At 43.9% G+C, this 24,012-nt stretch carries 24 protein-coding genes; 14 read left to right on the forward strand and 10 right to left on the reverse strand.

Annotation, left to right across the window (positions count from 1 at the left end; translation table 11 throughout):
- From Q0037_RS09045 to Q0037_RS09055, 3 genes are all read left to right on the forward strand, one after another.
- The coding region (locus Q0037_RS09045; protein WP_297517354.1) for a hypothetical protein at positions 1 to 416 on the forward strand (416 nt) is incomplete at its 5' end.
- A gap of 41 nt (positions 417 to 457) precedes the next feature.
- Positions 458 to 1,273, forward strand: a complete 816-nt coding sequence (locus Q0037_RS09050; RefSeq protein ID WP_297517396.1) for a 2,3,4,5-tetrahydropyridine-2,6-dicarboxylate N-succinyltransferase — start codon at positions 458 to 460, stop codon at positions 1,271 to 1,273.
- A gap of 217 nt (positions 1,274 to 1,490) precedes the next feature.
- Positions 1,491 to 2,057, forward strand: coding sequence for a nucleosidase (locus tag Q0037_RS09055; protein WP_297517356.1), 567 nt, complete (start codon positions 1,491 to 1,493; stop codon positions 2,055 to 2,057).
- Positions 2,058 to 2,329: 272 nt separating this feature from the next.
- Here Q0037_RS09055 and Q0037_RS09060 read toward each other — a convergent pair whose 3' ends face one another.
- Positions 2,330 to 3,082: a lipopolysaccharide kinase InaA family protein gene (locus Q0037_RS09060; RefSeq protein WP_297517358.1), complete on the reverse strand. Its 753-nt coding sequence runs from the start codon at positions 3,080 to 3,082 to the stop codon at positions 2,330 to 2,332.
- Positions 3,083 to 3,145: 63 nt separating this feature from the next.
- Here Q0037_RS09060 and Q0037_RS09065 point away from each other — a divergent pair, with 63 nt between their 5' ends.
- Complete coding sequence (locus Q0037_RS09065) at positions 3,146 to 4,210, forward strand: glycosyltransferase family 9 protein (RefSeq protein ID WP_297517360.1); 1,065 nt, start codon at positions 3,146 to 3,148, stop codon at positions 4,208 to 4,210.
- A 4-nt stretch (positions 4,211 to 4,214) separates the two neighbouring features.
- Here Q0037_RS09065 and Q0037_RS11895 read toward each other — a convergent pair whose 3' ends face one another.
- On the reverse strand, positions 4,215 to 5,702 hold the full coding sequence (locus Q0037_RS11895; protein WP_367274088.1) for a glycosyltransferase: 1,488 nt from the start codon (positions 5,700 to 5,702) through the stop codon (positions 4,215 to 4,217).
- A gap of 50 nt (positions 5,703 to 5,752) precedes the next feature.
- Here Q0037_RS11895 and Q0037_RS09075 point away from each other — a divergent pair, with 50 nt between their 5' ends.
- Positions 5,753 to 6,490, forward strand: coding sequence for a glycosyltransferase family 2 protein (locus Q0037_RS09075; RefSeq protein ID WP_297517362.1), 738 nt, complete (start codon positions 5,753 to 5,755; stop codon positions 6,488 to 6,490).
- Between the two features lie 38 nt (positions 6,491 to 6,528).
- Here Q0037_RS09075 and Q0037_RS09080 read toward each other — a convergent pair whose 3' ends face one another.
- On the reverse strand, positions 6,529 to 7,254 hold the full coding sequence (locus Q0037_RS09080; RefSeq protein ID WP_297517364.1) for a polysaccharide deacetylase family protein: 726 nt from the start codon (positions 7,252 to 7,254) through the stop codon (positions 6,529 to 6,531).
- Between the two features lie 65 nt (positions 7,255 to 7,319).
- Here Q0037_RS09080 and Q0037_RS09085 point away from each other — a divergent pair, with 65 nt between their 5' ends.
- The 8 genes from Q0037_RS09085 to Q0037_RS09120 all read left to right on the forward strand — a co-directional run bounded on the left by Q0037_RS09085 (position 7,320) and on the right by Q0037_RS09120 (position 15,326).
- Positions 7,320 to 8,090 carry a glycosyltransferase family 2 protein gene (locus Q0037_RS09085; protein ID WP_297517366.1) on the forward strand — a complete coding sequence of 257 codons (771 nt, stop codon included), beginning with the start codon at positions 7,320 to 7,322 and terminating at the stop codon, positions 8,088 to 8,090.
- Between the two features lies 1 nt (position 8,091).
- Positions 8,092 to 9,195 carry a glycosyltransferase family 4 protein gene (locus Q0037_RS09090; RefSeq protein WP_297517368.1) on the forward strand — a complete coding sequence of 368 codons (1,104 nt, stop codon included), beginning with the start codon at positions 8,092 to 8,094 and terminating at the stop codon, positions 9,193 to 9,195.
- Entirely contained in the window at positions 9,192 to 10,160 is a 969-nt protein-coding gene (locus Q0037_RS09095; RefSeq protein WP_297517369.1) for a hypothetical protein, read from the forward strand. The genes Q0037_RS09090 and Q0037_RS09095 overlap by 4 nt, the downstream gene beginning before the upstream one ends.
- A gap of 53 nt (positions 10,161 to 10,213) precedes the next feature.
- A complete protein-coding gene (locus tag Q0037_RS09100; protein ID WP_297517371.1) occupies positions 10,214 to 11,194 on the forward strand; it encodes a glycosyltransferase family 2 protein in 981 nt (326 codons plus the stop codon).
- 13 nt (positions 11,195 to 11,207) lie between these two features.
- Complete coding sequence (locus Q0037_RS09105; RefSeq protein ID WP_297517373.1) at positions 11,208 to 11,972, forward strand: FkbM family methyltransferase; 765 nt, start codon at positions 11,208 to 11,210, stop codon at positions 11,970 to 11,972.
- A 3-nt stretch (positions 11,973 to 11,975) separates the two neighbouring features.
- A complete protein-coding gene (locus Q0037_RS09110; RefSeq protein WP_297517375.1) occupies positions 11,976 to 12,548 on the forward strand; it encodes an L-threonylcarbamoyladenylate synthase in 573 nt (190 codons plus the stop codon).
- 186 nt (positions 12,549 to 12,734) lie between these two features.
- Positions 12,735 to 14,150 (forward strand): HD domain-containing protein, encoded by a 1,416-nt coding sequence (locus Q0037_RS09115; protein ID WP_297517377.1) that lies wholly within the window; start codon positions 12,735 to 12,737, stop codon positions 14,148 to 14,150.
- 153 nt (positions 14,151 to 14,303) lie between these two features.
- A complete protein-coding gene (locus Q0037_RS09120) occupies positions 14,304 to 15,326 on the forward strand; it encodes a COX15/CtaA family protein (protein WP_297517379.1) in 1,023 nt (340 codons plus the stop codon).
- An 8-nt stretch (positions 15,327 to 15,334) separates the two neighbouring features.
- Here the strand turns inward: Q0037_RS09120 and Q0037_RS09125 are convergent, their stop codons facing one another.
- The 6 genes from Q0037_RS09125 to Q0037_RS09150 all read right to left on the reverse strand — a co-directional run bounded on the left by Q0037_RS09125 (position 15,335) and on the right by Q0037_RS09150 (position 19,885).
- A complete protein-coding gene (locus tag Q0037_RS09125; protein ID WP_297517381.1) occupies positions 15,335 to 16,096 on the reverse strand; it encodes a LytTR family DNA-binding domain-containing protein in 762 nt (253 codons plus the stop codon).
- A gap of 36 nt (positions 16,097 to 16,132) precedes the next feature.
- Positions 16,133 to 16,447 carry a 2TM domain-containing protein gene (locus tag Q0037_RS09130; protein WP_297517383.1) on the reverse strand — a complete coding sequence of 105 codons (315 nt, stop codon included), beginning with the start codon at positions 16,445 to 16,447 and terminating at the stop codon, positions 16,133 to 16,135.
- A gap of 1 nt (position 16,448) precedes the next feature.
- A complete protein-coding gene (locus Q0037_RS09135; RefSeq protein ID WP_297517385.1) occupies positions 16,449 to 16,766 on the reverse strand; it encodes a 2TM domain-containing protein in 318 nt (105 codons plus the stop codon).
- On the reverse strand, positions 16,757 to 18,088 hold the full coding sequence (locus tag Q0037_RS09140) for a 2TM domain-containing protein (protein WP_297517387.1): 1,332 nt from the start codon (positions 18,086 to 18,088) through the stop codon (positions 16,757 to 16,759). The genes Q0037_RS09135 and Q0037_RS09140 overlap by 10 nt, the downstream gene beginning before the upstream one ends.
- Positions 18,089 to 18,150: 62 nt before the next feature.
- Positions 18,151 to 18,774, reverse strand: a complete 624-nt coding sequence (locus Q0037_RS09145) for a hypothetical protein (RefSeq protein ID WP_297517390.1) — start codon at positions 18,772 to 18,774, stop codon at positions 18,151 to 18,153.
- A gap of 178 nt (positions 18,775 to 18,952) precedes the next feature.
- Positions 18,953 to 19,885, reverse strand: a complete 933-nt coding sequence (locus tag Q0037_RS09150; RefSeq protein ID WP_297517392.1) for a LysR substrate-binding domain-containing protein — start codon at positions 19,883 to 19,885, stop codon at positions 18,953 to 18,955.
- Between the two features lie 213 nt (positions 19,886 to 20,098).
- Here Q0037_RS09150 and katG point away from each other — a divergent pair, with 213 nt between their 5' ends.
- Complete coding sequence (gene katG / locus Q0037_RS09155; RefSeq protein WP_297517401.1) at positions 20,099 to 22,267, forward strand: catalase/peroxidase HPI; 2,169 nt, start codon at positions 20,099 to 20,101, stop codon at positions 22,265 to 22,267.
- A 169-nt stretch (positions 22,268 to 22,436) separates the two neighbouring features.
- Here the strand turns inward: katG and Q0037_RS09160 are convergent.
- A partial coding sequence (locus tag Q0037_RS09160) for a TonB-dependent receptor (RefSeq protein ID WP_297517394.1) occupies positions 22,437 to 24,012 on the reverse strand: 1,576 nt, incomplete at its 5' end.

Consider the following 24,012-nt stretch of genomic DNA (forward strand, 5'->3'; position numbering starts at 1 on the left):
AAATTGTTAGGTTGAGTGAAGCTTTTGAAGTTTGGAATTCAGGATGTATTGGGGTTTCCAACCAACATCTCCCGCTTTTGTACCGCGCCGAAGCCTTCATGGATACGTTGTATGCTACCTACCCGTTGTTTAGTATGGAACAGATCGCTGTTACGGAAGCGCTACAACGTGAACCCCTGGCGGAAAGTAAAAATTGGGTGCATCATTATTGGTATTTTAAAGAATTCAGACCCGTAATTCATGCTTTTTTGGCGCATTATTCCGTTTGGGAAGAACGATTGGAAAAGGCTCCGCTGTGGGACCCCCGATTGCTTTCGGCAGGCAAACGTCGGTACAAACAACTAGGATTTTGGGAGCGAACCTACCAAAAAATTCGCTTTGGCTACCGATGGAAAAATCCAGAGTTCCGTCCGTAAAAAACAAACAAACTGCTATCTTTGTCACTCAAATTTTAGACATGACAGGATTACAACAAACGATAGAAAAAGCGTGGGAAAACCGCGAGTTATTGAAAGAAGAAGCCACTCAAAATGCCATTCGGGAGGTAATCAACTTAATCGATGCAGGTACGCTACGGGTCGCCCAACCCGTTGAAGACGGCTGGCAAGTGAACGAATGGGTGAAGAAAGCCGTGGTACTCTACTTCCCCATTCAAAAGATGGAAACCTTTGAAGTGGGCATTTTCGAATACCACGACAAAATGCCTTTAAAACGGGGATATGCCGAAAAAGGAATTCGCGTAGTGCCGCATGCCGTAGCCCGTCACGGTGCCTATATTGCTAAAGGCGTGATTTTAATGCCGAGTTATGTGAATATCGGCGCCTATGTCGATGAAGGCACGATGGTCGATACCTGGGCCACCGTGGGAAGTTGTGCACAAATCGGGAAAGACGTCCACCTAAGTGGTGGCGTGGGTATTGGTGGCGTTTTGGAACCCTTACAAGCGGCGCCCGTAATCATTGAAGACGGTGCGTTCATCGGATCGCGATGTATCGTGGTCGAAGGGGTTCGGGTGGAAAAAGAGGCCGTTTTGGGTGCCAATGTCTGTTTGACTGCCTCCACCAAAATTATCGATGTGACGGGTAGCGAACCCTTGGAATACAAAGGAGTGGTCCCTGCGCGTTCGGTAGTGATCCCCGGAAGTTATACCAAAGAATTTGGCGCCGGAAGTTACCAAGTTCCTTGTGCACTCATCATCGGAAAACGCAAACCCTCGACCGACTTAAAAACGTCGTTAAATGATGCGTTACGCGAGTATGATGTAGCGGTGTAAATGGGGTTCAAGTTTAAAGTTTAAAGTTTCTCCCGATATTTCGGAATCAGGTTGGATTCTTGAAAACTAATGTTCTAAATTTCTCAGAAGCTTAGCGGCTCAGAACCGCAGTAGCTATAAAAAAGTTTAAAGTTAGTCCCGAAAAAAGAGATTTGTACTCTTTTAGCGGAACCATTTAGCATTTAAAATTTAAAATTCAAAATTTATAACAATACGAATGATTGGCTCCTTCTCTCCTCACGAAGTCCTTTTTTGCTTTGCGTTAAAAGCCGAAGCGGCCGAGGTCTTTGAGGGGCAAAATGTACTCTTCACAGGGATTGGCAAGGTGCAAGCGGCCTTTGCGTTGACCAAAGCCATCGCGGCACAACGGCCCAAACTAATCATCAACTTGGGCACGGTGGGCAGTACCCATTTTCCGAAAGGTACCGTGGTGCATTGTACCCAATTTGTGCAGCGCGATATGGATGTACGGGGGTTGGGTTTTAAATTGTATGAAACACCGTTGTCGGGTCTTCCGGTGGTGTTGGACTATGGCGAATCCTTTGCCGGACTTCCGCATGCGGTATGTGGCACGGGGGACAGTTTTGAAATGGAGCATGCCGAATCGCTGTATACCGTAGTCGACATGGAAGCCTATGTCCTCGCCTACATCGCCCAACAAGAAAACATCCCGTTCCTTTGCCTCAAATACATCTCCGACGGCGCCGACGACAATGCCGCCTCCGACTGGACCGAACAGGTGCATAAGGCTGCGGAAGCGTATGGGAAGCTCTTGTTGGGTTGATGAAGCTGCTGAGCTGCTGAGCCGCTAAGCTCCTGAGCAATCCAGGTCTTGTAAAGATAGCTGTGATCGAACACCTTCCAACGTCTAACGATTAAAGTCTAATGTCTGCCCACTGAACACTGAACACTGCGATTGCAACTACCTCAACCGACTCTCGACTTACGACTTTTGACTTACGACTTACGACTAAACACTGCTCCCGACCCTTCGGGGCTGAAAACTGAACACTGAACACTGAACACTGAATACTGCCCCCGACCCTTCAGGGCTGCTCACCGCAGCTTCCGCTTCAACCACTTCTTTCTGTTGATCTTGCGCTTAAAGTCCTGAGAGGTCTGCCATAATATAGGCCATAGTTCACTTTCGGGTACACCACTCAAACGCGCATACGTAGCCGCTACGGTTTTCAACATCGTTTTCGACAACCACATTTTCTTAAAATTGTCCATCCGTTGCGCCATCGAAAGGGTGCGAAACTCCATTCGATTTAAATCAATCAGGTAAAATTCGTACCGCCCGTTGCCCAAGTCCTTGATTAAGGTATTCCCCGGCGAATGGTCCAAAAAATGAATGCGAGCCTCATGCATGTGAAAAGTAAACGCCGTAAATTGTTCCAAAATCGCTACACGATTGGGAAAGAAAGGGTCGTGTATGAGTTCGCGTATCGTAAAATCATAATCAATATGACGGCAGAAATAAAAACTGTCGCCCAACAAGCCCAGTGCCTTGCGTTCTTCGATATATCCGATAGGAAAAGGCGTCAGAATACCGTGCTGCTGCAAATAGCGTGCATAGTCAAAAGAGCGCTTGGCCTTACTCTGGCGGAACCACGAATAAATAATCGATTTCAAAAACCCCGGTGTTTTAAAAAACTTAATACTCACCGTTTCGCCGTGCAACACATTGGTTTTGATGGCATTACGCGCACCTTGCACCACCAATGTCCCCGAATACGGAAACTGTGCCGCCAAGGCCTCAAGCGCTTGCTGCTGGTCTATATAATCAGGATGAACAATTGTGGGCACAGGATTGTTTTTAGTTTGGGTAAATGTATTAAAAAATTGTACTTTGCACCAAGATTTTAGGGTATGCAAAAAATTCTTATCATCCAAAACAAACGGATTGGCGATGTATTGATCGCCTCAGTCATTGCCAACAACTTCAAGCGCAAGTACCCCGATAGTGAGGTGCATTTTATGGCGTACGACTTTACTACGGGCGTTTTGGAACACAATCCCAATATCGATAAAATCATTCCCATTCGAGAAAAAGAACTCAAAAAAGGGCGCAACCTGTTCCAATTCATCCGTTGGGTGCGGAAGCAAAAATACGACATCATTTTTGACCCCTACTCCAAAACGCAAAGCCGTTTGATTTGTAAATTTTCGGGGGCCAAAATGACCATCGGACATAAATCGCGAAAGAAATGGGGCAATTGGAACTTTTATACCCACCCTACTGTGGGACTCGAAAAATCGGATAAATTGTGTGGGAAAGCCATCGAAGATCGGGTGCATCTCATTGAATATGCGGGTGACTTTTCCCCTATTGATTATGAGCCTAAAATCTTTTTAACAGAAGCCGAAAAAAAAGAAGACCTCCTCGGAAAATACAAGGATAAAAAAGTAATCATGCTCGGCGTTTTGGGCAGTACGCCTCAAAAATCGATGCCCTACGCCTACGTTGCCGAGGTTTGCGACCGTATTGCGACCACTTTTGATGCCTATTTACTTTTCAATTATGCCCCGCACCAAAAGGAAGAGGCCTTAAAAATCTTTACCCTTTGCCAGCATAAAGACCGTATCATCTTAGATATTTATGCCCCTACGATTCGAGATTTTATCAAATTAATGGCCCAATGTGATGTATTGGTCGCCAACGAAGGAGGAACGGTGCATATCGCCAAAGCCCTCCAGAAACCCACCTTTACCTTGTTCTCCCCCTACGTGAACAAAGAACATTGGGCGAGTTTTGAAGACGGAGTGAAGCACACGTCGATTCACCTGCGGGAAGAAAAACCCGAGTTGTATACCGAATTTACCTATGAAGCGCGTAAAAAAATGGAAGCCGACCCCAGTCCATGGTACCACGAACTAAAACCGGCCTTGTATTGGGACCGTTTGCAAGCGTTTTTAAAGCATCACTTGGGCTAAATACTTAGGGGGTTGGAGCTTCTTTGCGAATGCCAAAAGGCGTCCATTTGATTTTTTGCTGTTTGACTTCTTTGCGAATGGCCAAGTTGGCCGCCAACGACTCGGGAGTTTTGTATCCCCGCGGATGATCCAAATGCAACACGACGGCTTTGTGACGGATTTGCTTTCCTTTAATGCCGTTGTTTTCCAAACGTTCCCCAAACTCACGATCGGGTCCACCGTACTTCATCCGTTCATCATACCCATTAATGGCAATCATATCACTGCGAAAACCCGACGAATTACAATTGTTAAACGAAGGCGTTGTGGGGGAAATAAGGTCCAAAAGCCACGCCGACCACGATTGAGCACTTAACTTCAAGGTATTGGAAAAGCCCAATCGATCGATTGATTTTAACCAACGTACGTCGAAACAGCGCTGCGATAGAATATCATCAGGGGCAATATGCTTGCTTGTTTTCATCGGAAGTTTGCAATACCCGCCCGAGAGAAAACGACCTTGTTCCGCTTCAAGGGCATGGATTTCTACAAAATCGTTCCGCGGAATACAATCGCCATCGGTCATGATAATATACTCATGCGCCGCTTCCATAATGGCCACATTCAAAATCTCTTGACGACGGTACCCCAAATCTTCATGCCACAAATGACGAACCAGTACGGGATAATTGGCGGCATACCGATCAATAAGCGCTTTGGTTTCAGGGCGTGAACCATCATCGGCTATGATTAATTCAAAATCGGTATAGGTTTGCACCGAATAGCCAATCAAGACTTTCTCCAACCATTCTTCGGCATTGTACGTACTCACAATTACCGAGATTTTCAAATTTTTATCGCGTGCAGCTGCCATAAGTAAAGTGGTATTTTTAACTGATTTTTGTTGTAATCCAGGCCATTCCCGATAGTATCGATGCGCAGGATAGCGTTCGTCCCAAGCCCCTTTCTGGAGTAAAGCCAAGCAATCCGACTTCCAAAGGGAACTGTTCGAAAAGTTAAAAGGCAACTCTGGAAGGCAATAATCCAAAAGCGCTGCCCAACTGCCAGGTTCTATCGCACGAAAGGCTTTAAGCCCTTTAACGGTTGCGTGTTGTGCTAAAAAAGAAGTACTAAAATAGTGTCCCGACTCAATGCCCTCAGGGGTCAACGTATCAAATACCGCATCTTGAATAAAAAACCGGGCACCCGTTAAATAATGGCCCTCCTCCCGATGTTTAACATGTTCCTCAACAAAATCTTCCCGCGGAACCGCATGCGCATCGGCAAAGACCACATAATCGGTGAGCGCTTGCGCTAAATGGGCTTGTAGCGTTGCCGGAGAACAAATGATAACAGAGAAAAAATAGTCTGAGTGATTTACTGCTACGGGGTTTTCCTGAAGAAGAACGACCTCAAAATTACGGTAGTTTTGCGTGGTATAGCCCCACAAAACCCTTTGCATGGTGGGTAAATCGGTTCCATTTGTTAAAACAACGGTAACATTCTTTTGCATGGATGCAAAGGTAACCTAATTTTACTAAATTTGTTTTTCAATTTTCAAGAATGCGCACCCTTTCGGTAATCATCCCCACCTTTAATGAAGTTTCGTATTTAGAAGACGCCGTAGCTTCCGTTCGTTTTGCCCAACAAATCATTGTGATTGATTCGTTCAGCACAGACGGCACAGCAGAGCTCGCAAAACAGTTGGGTTGTGAAGTCATTCAACGAAAATTCGATCATTTTTCCGCCCAAAAAAATGCCGCGATTGCTTTGGCCAAAGGCGATTGGATTTTGTTTGTCGACGCTGACGAACGGGTAACACCCAAATTGAAGTTGGAAATTCTCGAAACCCTGAATAATCCAAAGCACCAAGGCTACAAATTGCGCTTTCCCCACTATTTTATGAATCGCTTTTTATACCATAAAGTCGATCGCGTGACCCGTTTAGTGAAAAATGACGGCGTACACTTCACAGGAGAAGTGCATGAAAAACTACACGTCAACGGAAGTATCGGGCAATTGGAGGCGTTTATGATTCATTACACCTACAAAGGTTTATTTCATACGTTGAGTAAAAAAAATTCGTATGCCTGGTTCCAAGCCGATATGGCCCGCCAGAAAGGGAAAAAAGTGACGCTATTGCATTTGTTCTTTAAACCCTTATACCGTTTTTTCTCGGCCTATATCTTAAAGAAAGGCTTTATGGACGGACTCCCGGGCTTGGCTTTGGCCAGTGTCAATGCCTATGGCGTGTTTTCGCGGTATGTCAAAATGATGCTCCTCGAAAGAAAAATGGAGTAAAATATCTGAACTCATTCTTTACCCATTCCCCTATTGGTTTACCATAAACGGAGGCGTCCCCACCGCAGTTTCCATCGAAAACGAAGCAAATGATCTTCGCCTTTAATATCAATGCGCGGAATAACATAGGGATTAGACCACGGAAAACGACTCACCTTATTACCGATACGAAAGCCAAACGCAATACAATTTTCTTGGAGTTGGGTAAAAAAGTGAGACTGCACGGGTTGTTGACGTGGATAATTCCCATACGGATACGCCAACGCCGGAAAAACAGTCAATTGCTCGGCGGCAATCACCTGCTGGGCTTGGTCAAAATCCTGTTGTATCGCTTTCGAAGAAAGTGTGGCCATTCGCGGGTGGGCAAACGAATGATGGGCAAGTTCAATCACATGGGGATCCAAAGCACGAAGCTGCGCGGCAGTCATAATCGGATGTCCCCCAGCGCCCAAAGAGGCATTCCAGGCATCGGTTTTTCCCAAATAGGCAAAGGGTACAAAAAACACCGCTTTGAATCCGTATTTGACCAATAAGGGCAATGCATACTCCCACTGACTTACCGTAACATCATCAAAAGTGAGCACAACACTGCGCTTGGGCAATGCAGTTTGGGCAGTTAACTCGGATAGAAAAAAAGACTGGTAACCCTTTGACCGCAAATAAATTAGCTGTTGCTCAAAACGAGAAGCCGCCAAAGTCAGTCCTTTACTCGCTTCCGCTTCGGTACAAAAATTATGATACATCAATACGGGAAGTCGTGTCACCGCCGTAAATTTTAAAAATTGGAATGGAGTAAAAATACTATATTTGTTGCTTTGATTGCAAATTTATGTCCGAAAATACCGCTGTACCTAAAATCACCGCATTGGCGATCTCTTACAACGAAGCGCTTAATGTGGAGCGGTATATTGAACGATTGAAGTTTGCCGATGAAATTATTTTCGTCGACTCTGAGAGTACTGATAATACGCAAACCCTCGCGGCCCAGATGGGAGCCAAAGTGATCACACGTCCTTTTACCAATTTCTCCGAACAACGAAATTTTGCCATTGCGCAAGCCACCCACGACTGGATTCTTTTCTTTGATTTGGATGAAATCATTACCCCTGAATTGGAGGAAGAAATCAAAGCAATAGTCAAAAATCCAGGCGATAAAAATGCTTTTTTCGTTAAGCGAACCTTCCATTTTATGGGCAAACGCATTCGTTTTGGAGGATGGCAAAATGACAAAGCTATTCGTCTTTTCAACAAAAATCACGGTGCGTACAACGGTAATTTGGTACACGAAGAAGTCAAAGCCGATGGCAAAGTGGGGGTTCTCAAAAACCGTTTAAATCACTACAGTTACAAAAGTTTTGACAACTACAACGATAAACTAAACTTGTACAGCAAGTTGCAAGCCTTAAACCTCTACCAAAAGAAAGTGCGTCCCAACGTGTACCACTTTTTTATTCGTCCCCTGTACCGCTTTATGTGGCAATATTTTTTCCGCTTAGGGGTACTCGATGGCAAAGAGGGCTTTATTCTGGCTTACGTCCACTCCTTTTCTGTATTCAAACGGTATTTACAGTTGTGGATGATGTACCGAAAAATAGACTAACATGCGGTTACTACAAATCACAGCGTCCAACGTATGGCGCGGTCACGAACAGCAGATTGTATATTATTACGATGCCTTTGCCGCCAAGGGAATCCATCAAGTGTTACTTTGTACGCCCGATACGCGTTTGCACGAAATTGCGCAAGAAAAAAACTATCGCGTCCATACACTGCCCTTCCATTCGGAATACGACCGAAAATGGATGAAAAAAATCAATCAAATCATTCGAGAAGAAAAAATCGATCTCATACTTATCCATAACAGCACCGCCCACACACTTTGTGTGCTTTCGTCGTTGTTGTACGGTTGGAAAACACCCATGGTATTTTTCCGTACCTTAATTAAAAAGGTCGATACCAATTTTTTCCGAAAATGGAAATACAACTACAGTGGGTTGAAAAAAATCGTTTGTGTCTCACAAGCCGTTATCGATGTTTTAGCCCCTGCCATCAAAGATAAAAGCCGCCTTTCCATTGTAGGCAGTGCCACCGATTTGGAGGAATTTCACCGTACCCAACCTACAGGATGGTTGCGTAAAGAATTGGGATTGACCGACGATACTGTCATCATTGGAAACATAGCCGCTTTTGTAGGCTTTAAAGACCATATTACTTTGGTGCATGCTGCGGCCGAAATTGTCAAAAAAATCCCCAAGGTCGTCTTTGTTTTGGCGGGAAAAGGCGAACTTGAAGAAAACATTAAAGCGCTTGTTGCCGAACAACAACTCACCCACCATTTTGTGTTTTTAGGGTTTCGAAAAGATATACCTGAGCTCTTCCCTGAGTTTGACCTCTTTCTATTTACGTCCAAACTCGAACCCACAGGCGGTGTTTTACTAGAAGCCTATGCGAGTCATGTGCCCATTGTAGCGACTCGTGCAGGAGGGATTCCTGAAGTGGTGGTAGAGGGAGAAACGGGCTTGCTTTGTGAGAAAGAAAATCCGATTGATTTTGCCGAAAAAACGGTGCAATTGCTTCAAGATAAAGCAATGCAACAACGATTGGTGACTAATGGATATCAGCATTTGTTGACCCATTTTACCAAAGAAGTCATTGCCGAAGCGATGTATAACGAATTGGAACTTGTGTATCGCGCCGCACTATGAAAATCACCATCATCAGTTTTGACTATTTTGACTTCGATAAAAACATCATGGAAGCGCTCCATAAAAAAGGGATAGAAGCGCATCACATTGATATTTCTAAGTTTAAATACCGTTATAAATCGTTTGGGGAAAAAGTCAAGAATTTTTTCTCGAAGTTGCTTTTGGGCTCCAATGTAAAACGGGTACACATGGAAGCCTTCGTGCTTCGCGAATTGGAACAATGGGGTACACAAGACCAGATTTTGGTCATTCGTCCCGATCGAATCAGTCGGAAAACCCATGAAATGATCAAGACCAAAACCAAGCAGTACCGCGCCTATTTGTATGACAGCACCAATCGGTTTTCTATCCAACATTTGGAAAAAGGATTGTTTGATCGCATCTATACCTTTGACCGCGATGATGCGCAAAAATTTGGTTACCAACCCATCAGCAATTTTATTTATTTCCCCAAAAAAGAAGCGGTACCGAGCAGTAAACTCCCTGTAGCGCTGTTTATGATTGCCTCTATCGACGAGCGTCTTCCGTTGTGGAATGCGGTGGCGGCCTATTGCCGAAAAGCACAACTTACAACTGATTTTATTGCGGTAGGAAAACGAGTCCCCGCTCAGTTGGATGAAGCTATTGTCTATTCGAAAACCAATCTTTTTTTTGATGCCATCAATACGCGAATGGACCAAGCCCAAGCCTTTTTAGATTTGATACGAGAAGAGCAAAACGGGTTGAGTTTTCGGGTTTTTGAAGCCATGGGCTACCAGCGAAAACTGATCACTTCCAATGCATCTGTTAAGGACTACCCCTTTTACCATCCCGCCAATATTTTTGTACTCACCCCCGACAATATCGATCAAATACAAGTGTTTTTGGAAGTTCCTTTTGAACCCTTACCCGAGGCACTATACCATCAATTTACCGTTGAACATTGGGTGGATACCGTATTTGAGTTGGAGGAAAAGAACTCCTAGTCCCAAACAAATAGTATCTTTGCACGCTTAGTTAACACACACTGACGATTCTAATGGCAAAAATTTCAGTCGCCTTATGTACCTACAATGGAGCCCGCTTTCTAAACGAGCAGTTGCGTTCTATTGTGGAACAATCACATCCCGTTGATGAAATAGTCATTTCGGATGACGGCTCTACCGATTCGACGATGGCCTTGCTTCAGGAATGGCAAACGCGTTATCCTGACCGTATTTTGGTACACCAAAATCCTGTGAATTTAAAAAGTAATGCCAACTTTGAACAAACACTGCAACGGTGCACGGGCGATTTCCTGTTTTTGGCCGACCAAGACGATGCTTGGCACCCCGAAAAGGTGCAACGCTTTATGGAAACTTTTGCCCAATATCCCGAAACGGAAGCGCTATTTTCAGATGGAAGTTTTATGGACGACGAAGGGAATCCCCTCCACGAACCCTTATCCTTGTGGGAGAGCGTACGATTCTTCCCTGAAAATCCTCACAATACTGAAACCTTGCTCCACTCGCTACTTTTCAATGCCAATTTCCTGACAGGTGCTACCCTATGCCTACGAAAAGAAAGTTTGGTGCACGCGTTGCCCTTTCATACCGGAAAAGGATTTTTACACGATGAATGGTTGGCTTTTGTTTTTGCACAACGGCAAACCCTGAGAACGATTCCCGAGCGCTTAATTCGATATCGTTTGCACGGCCAACAGCAAGTGGGGGTGAGTAAAATAAATGACCCCGTAAGGGTACGCCAGGAAAAGAGGGACTACCAACAATTAGTGTTAGAACAGCGCGAGCCCCAAACCCTAAACGATTACAAGACGAAAGCAAAAACCTACTTTAACCAATACGAAAAATACTTATTTTTATACCGTGCCCATTCTTTAGAGGGTTTTAAAAGTGTCAGCGATACACTAAAGAACCAATACATTCAAGCGGATCAAGCCCTGAAACGAAAGAACATCTTGGCCTACACCGTTTTGAAACTGGTGGATCGCTTAAAAGGAAAACGGCAATTACATCACTAAATGCAACCGAACCATGCTTAAAAAATTAGTTTACTTAAAACAACTCAAAAAACATTTTCGATTTTTAGATGTATTGGCACTCCTCTGGGGATTGTCCTTCAAAAAAGAACGCATTCGGTTGCCACAAAGCAAACGCAGTATTTACTTGCGAAGAAAAACAAAAGATACCGAAACGTTCAAAGAAATTTTCATCACTTCGCTGTACCACATGCGATTGCCAATGCAACCCAAAACAATTGTAGATGCAGGAGCCAATGTGGGATTAGCGTCACTTTTTTTTCATTTAAAATACCCCAAAGCAGCCATTGTAGCATTGGAAATTGAAGCCCAAAATGCAGCTTGTGTTCGCAAAAACACGGCGGGCATCGCTGCAGTGGAAGTTTTAGAAAAAGCATTGTACAATCGGGAATCGTTTTTTAAAATTGAAGATCCGTACAACGCCAGCAATAGTTTTCAAATCAAAGAAGTCAGCGGTACAGAACCCTATGATATCGCCTCTATCACCTTAGATACCCTAATGGCTGAACGCGGTTGGGAAACCATTGATGTGTTAAAAATCGACATCGAAGGAGCCGAAAAAGAGTTGTTTGAAAGCCATTACGAAAATTGGTTACCCAAAACCAAGGTCATTATGATCGAAACCCACGACCGCATGATTCCGAAGTGTTCCTATACCGTCATGGAAACAATCAATCGTTATGACTTTATTTTGTACACGACCACCGAAGGGACGCTGATCTACTTTAATACCGCATTACTCGATCTAACAGGCTTCTAAACGATGAAAAGTGTAGTAGCGCAAGAGGTGCATCGCGCCTATGAAGTAATCCAAGCAGGCGGTATCATCTTGTATCCCACCGATACGGTTTGGGGCATTGGGTGTGATGCTACGAATGAAGCGGCTGTCCAAAAGATTTATGCCTTAAAACAACGCGAAGAATCCAAAAGCATGATTGTATTGATGCACAGCGAGCGCTTGGTGCATAGTGTATTCCATCAGATTCCAGAGGTCGCTTGGCAACTCTTGGAATTTGCAACCCAACCCACTACGCTTATATTGGACCAACCCAAAAATGTAGCCCCCAATTTAATCAGTACCGATAATTCCCTCGGCATGCGGTTGGTGACCGAACCGTTTTGTTACCAATTAATGGAGCGATTGAAACGCCCGTTGGTATCGACTTCGGCAAATGTATCAGGGGCGCCAACACCTAAATCGTTTCAAGAAATTAGTCCCGAAATAGTACAAGGTGTGGATTACGTAGTGCAATTGCATCACGATCGCGTGGCGAGCAAACCGTCGACAATTATCAAACTCACCCTTGATGCCCAGGTAATGGTGATACGGAAATGATTTGATGATTTGATGATTTGAAGATTTGAAAATTGTGATTCATGTACCGATGGCACCAGCGTTAGCCCCGAAATATCGGGAGGCATCCTTTTATGAAGCGCTAGCGGCATAAAAGATACAGCGGATGACGCGCCTGGATGCCCAAATAACCACCATGAATTTGTACTTTTGCAAAAATATTTCGCATTGAAAACCAATTACGCCGACGTTTTAGACCATAAGATATTTAAAATCATTGCTCAAGCTGCTACCGAATTGCAGTTTGAATGCTATGTGATTGGCGGTTTTGTTCGGGATGTTTTATTACAACGGAACCACAAAAAGGACATTGACATTGTGGCGGTGGGGTCGGGAATTGATTTGGCGCTAAAAGTGAGTAGCCTGCTTCCCCATCAACCCAAAGTGCAAGTTTTTAAAAACTATGGAACGGCCATGTTGCGCTACAAGGATATGGACATCGAATTTGTGGGTGCGCGAAAAGAAAGTTATACCGAAGAAAGTCGCAACCCCTTGGTCGATGCTGGCACGCTAGAAGACGATCAAAACCGTCGGGACTTTACCATCAACGCCTTGGCTTTTTCATTGAACTCGACCAATTATGGCGCATTAATTGATCCGTTTGGGGGCGTTGCCGACCTGGAAGCCAAAGTGATACGAACGCCGTTGAACCCGGACATTACGTACTCGGACGATCCGTTACGGATGTTGCGCGCCATTCGGTTTGCAACCCAATTGCATTTTTCCATTGCTCCCGAATCCTTGGAGGCCATAGCGCGAAATGCGTACCGTATCGATATTATTTCGGGGGAACGAATTGTGGATGAATTGCATAAAATACTACAAACACCGCAGCCATCATCGGGTTTTTTATTGTTGTATCAAACCCAACTTTTGGAGCGGATTATACCTGAATTGACCGCTTTAAATTTGGTCGAAGAAGTCGAAGGACACACCCATAAAAACAATTTCTACCATACGCTAGAAGTCGTCGATAACATTTGTAAAACAACCGATGATCTCTGGTTGCGTTGGGCAGCACTTTTGCATGATATCGGGAAAGCGCCTACGAAGCGGTTTCATAAAAAACAAGGATGGACCTTTCACGGTCATGAATTTTTGGGCGGTAAAATGGTGAAGAAAATCTTTGCGCGTTTGCATATGCCTTTGAATCAAAAGATGAAGTTTGTGCAGAAAATGGTGATGATGAGTTCCCGCCCGATTGTACTTTCGCAAGACATTGTCACGGATAGTGCGGTACGACGGTTGATTTTTGATGCCGGTGAAGATGTAGAATCACTGATGACGTTGTGCGAGGCGGACATTACTACCAAAAATCCGAAGAAGTTTGAAAAGTACCATAAAAACTTTGAACTCGTGCGCCAAAAAATAGTGGAAGTTGAAGCGCGAGACCAAGTGCGCAATTTTCAACCGCCCATCACGGGAGAGGAAATTATGGAACGGTTCAATCTGAAACCTTCACGCGAAGTGGGACAATTGAAAGAGGCGGTGAAAGAAGCCATTTTGGAAGGAGAAATTCCCAACGAATATGAAGCGGCTTATGCTTTTGTAGTTGCGAAAGCGAAAGAAATGAGGTTGGTATAGCTCCTAAGCTGCTGAGAGGCAGAGCTTCTGAGTAATGCTAAATTAGGCTCCATTACCTCTTCAATTTCGTTGAAAAAAACAAAAAATTAACCACTGTTTAATCGATGCAATTCAAGTCTGTACTGTACCTTTGTGGGGCTTAAAAATTTTCTTATGAAAGCGGATAAAGGCGTTATCAATTGGTTGTTTACCGGCTGTATTTTGGTTTTTGTAATGGTTGTGGTGGGAGGAATCACGCGCTTGACAGGCTCAGGATTATCGATGACGGATTGGCATTTGGTCACCGACACCTTTCCCCCATTGAGTGATGCCGCTTGGCAAACCGCTTTTGAAGAATACAAAAAGTTTCCCGAATACCAACGCATTAATAGCCACTTTACATTGGCGGACTATAAGTTCATCTACTTTTGGGAATGGTTCCACCGCTTTATTGCACGGATTTTAGGCTTCGTCTTTTTGATTCCGTTTATCTATTTTTTAATTCAAAAACGAATGACGCAACGAACGGTATTCCAGTGCATGATTTTATTAGGCATGGGTGCCTTTCAAGGATTTTTGGGTTGGTTTATGGTCAAAAGTGGCTTGATCGATTTCAACCAGCCCGATGTGAGTCATTTCCGATTGTCTTTGCACCTTACCTTTGCCTTCCTCACTTTTGCATATACCTTGTGGATTGCTTTGGACTTAAAATACCAAGGCATTTCGGAACGCATTGCGCCATTGGGTAAAATTGCGCTTTGGACTTGGGTACTGGTTGTGGTACAAATTATTTGGGGAGGATTTGTAGCCGGTTTGGATGCAGGGTATATTCACAACCATTGGCCCTTAATGAGTGACGGACAGTTTTTCCATGATAGCATTTGTTTGGAAAAACCCAATTGGTTGTTGCGTTTCACCGAAGGAAAAAGTGGCGTACAGTTTATACACCGCACCTTGGCTTATGTGGTCGTAGGTTTTATCGTTTACTTGGCCATTAAAAGTCGGAAATATGCGCTTTCTACAACCCAGAAAAAAGGAATAACAGCCCTGTTGGTTGTGGTTTTCGTTCAAGTAACTTTAGGGATCTTCACCTTATTGTATAGTGTTCCTTTGTGGTTAGGCGTGACGCATCAAGCGGTGGCGTTCTTTTTGTTGGCGGCGATCACCTTTACGATGCACCGGTTGCGGAAAGCCTAACGTATTGCCTACTCAATCCACGATTTAAAATCACCAACGCGTTCCCGAGCCACAATGATTTCTTCGGCATGATAGGTTGGCAATACTACTTTTAACCGCGAGTTGCTGTGGACTTGAATCGCTTTGATGGCCTTTAGGGCGATGATAAATTTGCGGGATACTCTAAAAAAGGCACTGGGATCCAATTCTTGTTCGACCTGTTCAAGCGACTGATCCAACAAATAGTTTCGGTTATCTATAGTGTGCAGAAATGTTCCCTTATTTTCGCTGTAAATGCATTCAATAGTATCGATAGGGATCATCTTCAATTGCTGACCCACTTTCAACGTAAAGCGTTGTTTGTAGTTGCGATCGAGGGGGTTAATCAAGAGTTTACGAATCGTTTCAAAATCCAAGGCCATCGAGGGATTTACCATCGTATCTGAGCGGCTTTTGAATTTCAATACCGCGGCTTCCAATTCCTCTTCATCAATCGGTTTCAACAAATAATCGATACTATTCATTTTAAATGCCCGTAAAGCGTACTCGTCGTAAGCGGTTGTAAAAATGATGGGACTCTTAATCGCAACAGCTTCAAAAATTTCAAAGGATAATCCGTCGGAGAGTTGGATATCGAGAAAAATTAAATCCGGATGCGGTTGGGATTCAAACCAAGCGATTGATGCTTCCACGGAGTGTAATAACGCAAGGACTTGCAAGCCTAATTTTTCGACTTTTCGTTGCAACAAACGTGCGGCTGGCTTTTCGTCTTCTATAATCAATACTTTCATGAGTGTGGGTTATTAATTTGAAAAAGCTTAGTGTTATTATTTGAATTTTCCGTGTTGGCGTTGTTCTTGTTCCATGAAAGCTTTAATCTTGCGGTTTTCCCATTCTTTCCCCAAAAAATATTCAGGAATAAATACGGATAATCCGTGCGCTACGAGTCCAATTCCCCAAAAAAAGGCGGTACTAAATACACGAAATTGCCACAAGGTTTCTCCTTCCTCTAATCCTTGAATTTGGGTTACAATGAGGAATAGATTTACGATAATGTAAACCAACAAATGGCTGTAAAATCCTTTTATCTTTTTTACGCGTTTAACCGCTGCGTCATAAGCGTATTGTTCGTTTGGTGTCATATTAGTGTTGTTTTTGTTGTTGTCTTTCTTTTTCCATAAACGCTCGAATTTTGCGCTCCTCCCACGCTTTTCCCCAGGAAGATGAGAAGGAAAATACGTGCAATCCATGAAATAACACCCCTATCCCCCACCCAAACGTTGGCCAAAAAAACCATAAATGCTTGGGGGAATACTTCAAATTCACGACAAGGAAAAATACATTCGTTAAGATAAATACCAGTAAATGAATATAAAATCCGCGAATTTCAGCGACTTGCTGTTTCGCTTTTTGATACGCATCGTGATCAAATGATTCTTGAAAATTGTGCTTTAGTTCCATTGGTTTGTTTTTGAATTTTTTTGCATGATTTCTTGAATTTTTCGCTCCTCCCATTGCCGTCCATACCCAAACGTCCCGAAGGCGTGAAATAGAAGTCCAATCCCCCAGCCCAACATCGGAAACCAAAACCAATGGAATCCCCCTTGAAATAAATTGACACCCACCAACAAAGGGATTACAAAGCAGTAGGAGATAAGATTCGCATAGAACTCACGTAATTTTTCCACCCGCTCTCTGGCTCTAAAATAAGCGGTGTTTTCGGTCGTAATTGCTCTATCCATAAGTGTTGTTTTTTCGGTGAGTAAAGGAATTTTAACGGTGAAATAAGAGTTCGTTGGCTCAATGCGAACACTGCGTTGGGTAACAATCGCATACCGACTGACAATATTTTGGAGGCCAACGCCGCGGCGGTCTTGCAGCACTTCTTTCTTTTGTAAATCGTTCTGAATAGAGAGGTAGCCTCCTTCGAGGGTAATGGCAATATGCAATGGTTTTTGCTCACTCACCACATTGTGCTTTATGGTATTCTCCAACAATAACTGAAGCGATAAAGGCACTACAAACGCTTGTTCTGGAAGTGACGTCACATCAGGTAAAGTAAAGGTGATGCTGTTTTCAAACCGCATTTTCAACAAATTCATATAGGTTTTGGCAAAGGCCAATTCTTCTTGAACAGGAACCAACTCTTTATCTTTTTGCTCCAACACATAACGATAGATTTTAGACAATGAAGTGGTAAAACGCTGCGCCACATCGGGATTTTCCTCGATAAGCGAACTTAACACATTGAGACTGTTGAATAAAAAATGAGGGTCTATTTGATTTTTTAAACTCTCAAACCGCGCATTAGCACTTCCTGCAATGACTTGTTGCTCTTTAATACGACGTTCGTTTAACGCTTTATAAAAATAAAACGCATGAATGGATAGTGAAACGATGAGGGTAATGATGATTGAAACTAAATAATTGGAAGGCTTTTCTTCGGCTAAAAACTGCGTAACGGACCGCCCGTTAAGGATAACATCTTCCAAAAAATGCAACACAAAGATGGTGAACAACGTCAAGAAAAAAGAACTAAAAAAACCAATTATCAAGCGTCTTGGCGTAAAACGATCGACCGTAAAAACACGATCCAATCCCATGAACACTAGAGCATTCACATAATACAACACCAAGCCATAGACCATCGTATATAGAAATAATGGTACAATATCTTTGTAAAAATCGGGTTGCGCGCCCATGAGGATATTTACGCCCAATAAGGCAAAAAAAATGATCAGGGTGATCCCAAAAGCGCGGGGAAATTCTTTTATCAATTTCATAATTTCATTTTTTGATGTTGCGGGAACGAAGTTTAATTCGCTCCCCTATGATAGTTTACTTCTTACGGCTTGCATTGCGCCAATTGTGCTTTGGCACGATCAGCACCCCAACGAGGCGCAAAGGGCATGGTAGGGGCTTCGGCTGTAAAAAGCACTAGAGCGCGTTCTACATCTTTGCATAAGGCCTTCACATCGGCACCGGTCCACTGGGCACCTCCAATTTCAAATTCCGCTTTCCCAAATACAGCTCTCGGGTTATTGGGCGCCATCGCCAAGGCTTTATTGTACAAACCAATCACAGTAGGAGAAAGTCGCATACCATTGGTCATCGGGTCGGAGGCAATCCAAGCGGTATGAATTAAGGCTTGTAAAATAATCAACTCCACATTATCGGGGGTCTTGGTCATTTCAACATCCAAAGCGCGCTGGGCTTGGGTCAAAAGCGCATTCACTTTATCCCGATTCTTAGGGTCAAAAGCCTCTGTCGTTTGGATTAAAGCGACGTAGTAATTGGGCAACCAACTTGTTTTCTCGGCAGCAGCAATACGCTCAAGCAAAGCCGAGGCCTCTGTGGGTTTTCCTTCGCCCCATAATTGCAAGGCTTTCCCCATTCCTTGTTCAAATGTAGTTTGTGCGGTCATCCATTGGACCAATAAAAAAGCTAAAATTGTAATACCATTATTCATACGAGTGTAATTTAAGTGATTCTTTTGTTTCTTGAAATAGACTCCTGCTATTTTCTGAGTCAAAATTCGCAACTTCACTTAGGACATACAATTTATAACGACCGAACCGTCAAAAAGAGCGGATGAACTGTCAACTTTGATACTAGTAACGTTACTAGGGAATAAAAAGAGTACCTCTTTATACCGGATTTAACAATAAAGCTTCAGCAGTTTTGGGTAAAATGGGATGCACTTGCTTTAGGATTTCTTGTTCTAAAAAATACAATACCCGTCGTTTTACAAAATGCCGATGCACCACCAAACCAACGGATCGAATGGGAACTGGCGCTTGAAATTCGCGTAATTTTTGCATTTCAACTGTACTGTATGCTGTAGTGGCTAAATAGGGCAATAAGGTTGTCGCATTATTGGCTTTGACAAACCGCAACAAACTATCGATCGAACCAGCTTTGAAATTGAAATTAAACGGAGGGGTTGCCATACGGGTTTCCAAATCACAAAAAGTCACAATTTGTGTTCGCATACAATGCCCCTCCTCCATCAACCAAATATCACTCGGATTCAAGGCCTCAGGGCGCACGGGATTGGCATATCGATTGCCACAATCCAACAACAAAAAGGGTTCGTCGTAGAGCGGAATTTCAATGAGGTCGGGATCATTGATGGGCAAGGATAAAATGCCGATATCCAACTCCCGCGCCTTCAATAAACGCGTGATTTCACCGGTAGTTTGCTCGCGAACTTCAATCTGCAATTGCGGAAATTTTTCGGCAAACGATTGCAAAAATAAGGGCAATAAAAAAGGGGCAATCGTAGGAATGACCGACAAAGTCAAGGTACCGTCTACTTCGCCTTTGAATTCTTTGGCCAATTCATTCAACACCCCGATTTGGGACTGTATCGCTTTGATTTGTTCGATAATGACTTCGCCCTCAGCTGTAATTTCTACCGGTTTTTTCTTTCGATTAAAAATCGTAATCCCCAATTCTTCTTCAAACTTGGACACCATGGTACTCAAGGTCGATTGGGTAGCAAAACATTTTTCAGCGGCCCATTCAAAGTGGCGCACCTCTGCCACCGCCAATACATACTCAAACTGACGTATATTCATTGATGTTATCAATATTGTGTTTGAAAATATCGTTTTTATCAATCAAATATACCACTTATTTTTACATGATGTAACAAATTACAAACAAACATAAAACCGAATACTATGATGAAAAAAACGATGTATCTCATGGCGATGGGTGCAATTGCCTTTGGAGCGTATGCACAGGATACCGCCAAAGATTTGTCCCAATGTCCGTTCCACAACGGTACCATGGACGCGACCAAACCCACTACACAAGCCAAAACCACCAAGAACAGTGATTGGTGGCCCAGTCAGTTGAACGTATCGGTGTTGCGACAAAATTCAAACTTAACCAACCCGATGGAGGCCAATTTTGACTATATCAAAGCGTTCAAGTCATTGGATTATGTGGCGTTGAAAAAAGACATTCAAGCGGTATTAACCCAATCACAAGATTGGTGGCCCGCCGATTTTGGTAATTACGGTCCGTTATTCATTCGTATGGCGTGGCACAGTGCGGGAACCTATCGTACAGGTGATGGCCGCGGCGGTTCATGTTCAGGGCAACAACGTTTTGCTCCACAAAACAGCTGGCCAGACAACGCCAATTTAGATAAAGCAAGACGTTTGCTTTGGCCTATCAAGCAAAAATATGGAAACAAAATCTCTTGGGCAGATTTGATGATCTTGACTGGAAATGTGGCTTTGGAATCAATGGGATTCAAAACGTTTGGATTCTCAGGAGGACGCGCCGACGTTTGGGAACCCGAATCTAATGTGTATTGGGGCTCTGAATCCAAATGGTTGGACAACAGCAAGCGCTACCAAGACGGGAAATTAGAAAATCCGTTGGCTGCGGTTCAAATGGGATTGATTTACGTGAATCCTGAAGGACCCAATGGCAATCCCGATCCAGTAGCTGCCGCCAAAGACATTCGCGAAACGTTTGGTCGCATGGGTATGAACGACGAAGAAACCGTGGCGTTAATTGCAGGGGGACACACCTTCGGGAAAACGCACGGTGCAGGGGCAGCTTCACATGTGGGGCCCGAACCCGAAGCGGCTTCTATTGAAGAGCAAGGCATGGGTTGGACCAGTACCTATCGTAGCGGAAAAGGGGCTGATGCGATTACGTCAGGATTGGAAGTGACGTGGACCACTACGCCTGCCAAATGGGGACATGATTACTTCAATCTTTTGTTTGGCAACGAATGGGAATTGACCAAGAGTCCGGCAGGAGCCCATCAATGGGTGGCCAAAAACGGAGCCAACATCATTCCGGATGCTTTTGATGCCAATAAAAAACACAAAGCAACCATGTTGACCACCGACTTGTCGTTGCGTTTTGATCCTGTCTATGAAAAAATTTCACGCAATTTCTTGGACAATCCTGCGGCGTTTGAAGATGCCTTTGCTCGTGCATGGTATAAGCTTACGCACCGCGACATGGGGCCCAAAACACGTCATGTTGGTCCCGAAGTTCCCAAAGAAGAATTGATTTGGCAAGACCCGATACCAGCGGTAAACCATCCGTTGGTGGATGCCAAAGACATCACAAGTTTAAAAACAGCCATTGCCAACTCCGGTTTAAGTACGCAAGAATTGGTGGAAACGGCTTGGGCTTCTGCGTCTACATTCCGTGGTTCAGATAAAAGAGGAGGTGCCAATGGAGCCCGCATTCGTTTGTTACCCCAACGTAATTGGGAAAGTAATAATCCGACGCAATTGAACAAAGTATTGGGGGTATTGGAAGGGATTCAAAAGAAATTCCACACCACCTCGGGTACCAAAAAAGTTTCGATGGCCGATTTGATTGTTTTGGCTGGAAATGTAGGCGTTGAAAAAGCAGCCAAAGCGGCAGGCGTTTCTGTTACGGTTCCCTTCTCGCCAGGACGCATGGATGCTACCCAAGAGCAAACCGATGTAGCTTCGTTTGCAGTTTTGGAACCTATGGCCGACGGTTTCCGCAACTACAAAAAAACACGCTATACCTTTACCACCGAAGAATTGTTGGTCGACAAGGCACAATTGTTAACCCTTACAGCCCCTGAAATGACCGTTTTATTGGGTGGTATGCGGGCTATGGGCGTGCATCATTCGGACGAAAATACGGGTATTTTAACCACGCGTGTGGGTGCGTTAACCAATGACTTTTTTGTGAATTTATTGGATATGAATACCGTATGGAAAGCGACCGATGCAGATAAAGAAAAATTCGAAGGTCGTGATCGTAAAACGGATGCTGTGAAGTGGACCGCGACGCGTGCGGATCTTATTTTCGGTTCACATTCTGAATTGCGCGCTTTGGCTGAAGTTTACGCCAGTAGTGATGCCAAAGAAAAAATGGTAACTGACTTTGTCGCTGCATGGAACAAAGTGATGCAATTGGATCGTTTTGATATCAAAATGAAAAAATAAGGAAGCGAAAAATCAAAGCGATAAAGAGGGATTGTTAGTATGACAATCCCTTTTTCTTTTGGAACCTATTCGTGTATACAGCCCCGATCACAACGACATCCCCCGATTTCGATCGGGGATACAGTGGAGAGCGGGAGGAATGTTCGTAGGAGCACCCCACGTTTGCTGCCTATAAATTATTTAGCTGATCGTCTTTTTTGTTATCGCTTAAGGTCCAAAAGAAGCCCACAAAAAAGAATCGATCGGCAGTGGGTTCGATGATCCGTCGGTTAAACACCCCATTAGTGTCGGGCGTATTGGCGTATTCATAGCCCAAGATATTTTGGGTGCCGCGTATGTTGTTGACCGAAAAATATAAAATCTTTTGAGCGGAAATAAGATAGGCCCAACTTAAACTTAAATTGGAAAACGGCTTGGTTCGTCCATTCATAAAAAGGGACTCGTTGGGATTATTGTAAGGGCGCCCCGAGCTGAGGACTTGGGTCACACTCAATTGCGATTTCCAGTCGTTAATCCAATACTTGCCAACCAGCGATATACTGTGTTTGGCAATAAAATTGGGGGTAACCGTGTTTGGAAAATTACGGTAATTGCGTTGGCTATCAATAAACGAATACGACACCCAATACTCCAAGTTTTTAATCGACTTCGCATCCCGCCAAAAAACATCGAGTCCACGCGCATAGCCCGACCCACCATTGGAGAAATCGCTATTGAATTGTGGCGTTTGGGTATTGAATTGAATCAAATCGGTATAGGCTTTTTCATAGGCTTCCACCCGAAAAGTTTGCCGATCGTGCGTATACATATAATTCATGATGTAATGGGCGGCGCGTTCACTTTGAATCGTGGTGGCATACTTCAAATAATCGGCTCTTGGGGCTTGGGTAAAGGTTCCATACGCCCATGAAAACTGGTGGTTTTTGGCAAATTTATAGGCTAAGGAAAGCCGTGGCATGAGTTGCGTTTCCTTTAGTATCCCATTGTAAGCTAGCCGAGCCCCGATTTTGGCGGCGACCTTTTTGGAAAAAATCCAATCGACTTCGGTAAATGCTGCACTTAGAGGAAAATCATACCCACTGGAAAAACGGACGGCGGTATTGGAAAATAGTTCCTTAAATCCGGTAACAAATTGATCTACCCCTATACTCCATTTGAACCGATCGGAATACGATTTTCGCAATTTGAGTTTAAAATGAGCTGCATTTTCTTGATTGTACACCTCGTCTTGTTCGAGATCGATTTGATTTTTACCATGACCAAAACTAGCGCCTGTGGTAAGTTGCCACCCATCGCCAATACTTCCCTTGAACGAAATATTGGTATACCCATTGGTATTGGCGAGCGCTACCCGTGTAGGCTGTGGGGTATTGATACTTTCCTGATTAAGGTCAAAAGTCGCATGATCAAACGCTGTGTAGACTTTTAACAATCCTGAGGTAAAACGATAGCGATACACTACCTCTCCCGACAGGGATTGATACGGTTTGTTCCATGTAATGTTTTGAGGAATCAATTGTTGGTAGGGTTCCAAATTCAAGTAGACCATATTGAAGGTCAACGACTGCTTGTCCCAGGCTTGGGTATTGGCCACCCCGAGTCCTACGGTCATAAACGATAAATCGGTTCGTTCGGTTACTTCTTCTTCCTTTGAGTTCAGCAATAATACACTGGAAAGCGCCTCCCCGTATTCAGCCGAATATCCTCCGGTGGAAAAGGACATACCTGTAAATAAAAAAGGAGAA

This window comes from Flavobacterium sp. (assembly GCF_027482425.1).
In the GTDB taxonomy this organism is placed as follows: Bacteria; Bacteroidota; Bacteroidia; order Flavobacteriales; family Flavobacteriaceae; genus Flavobacterium.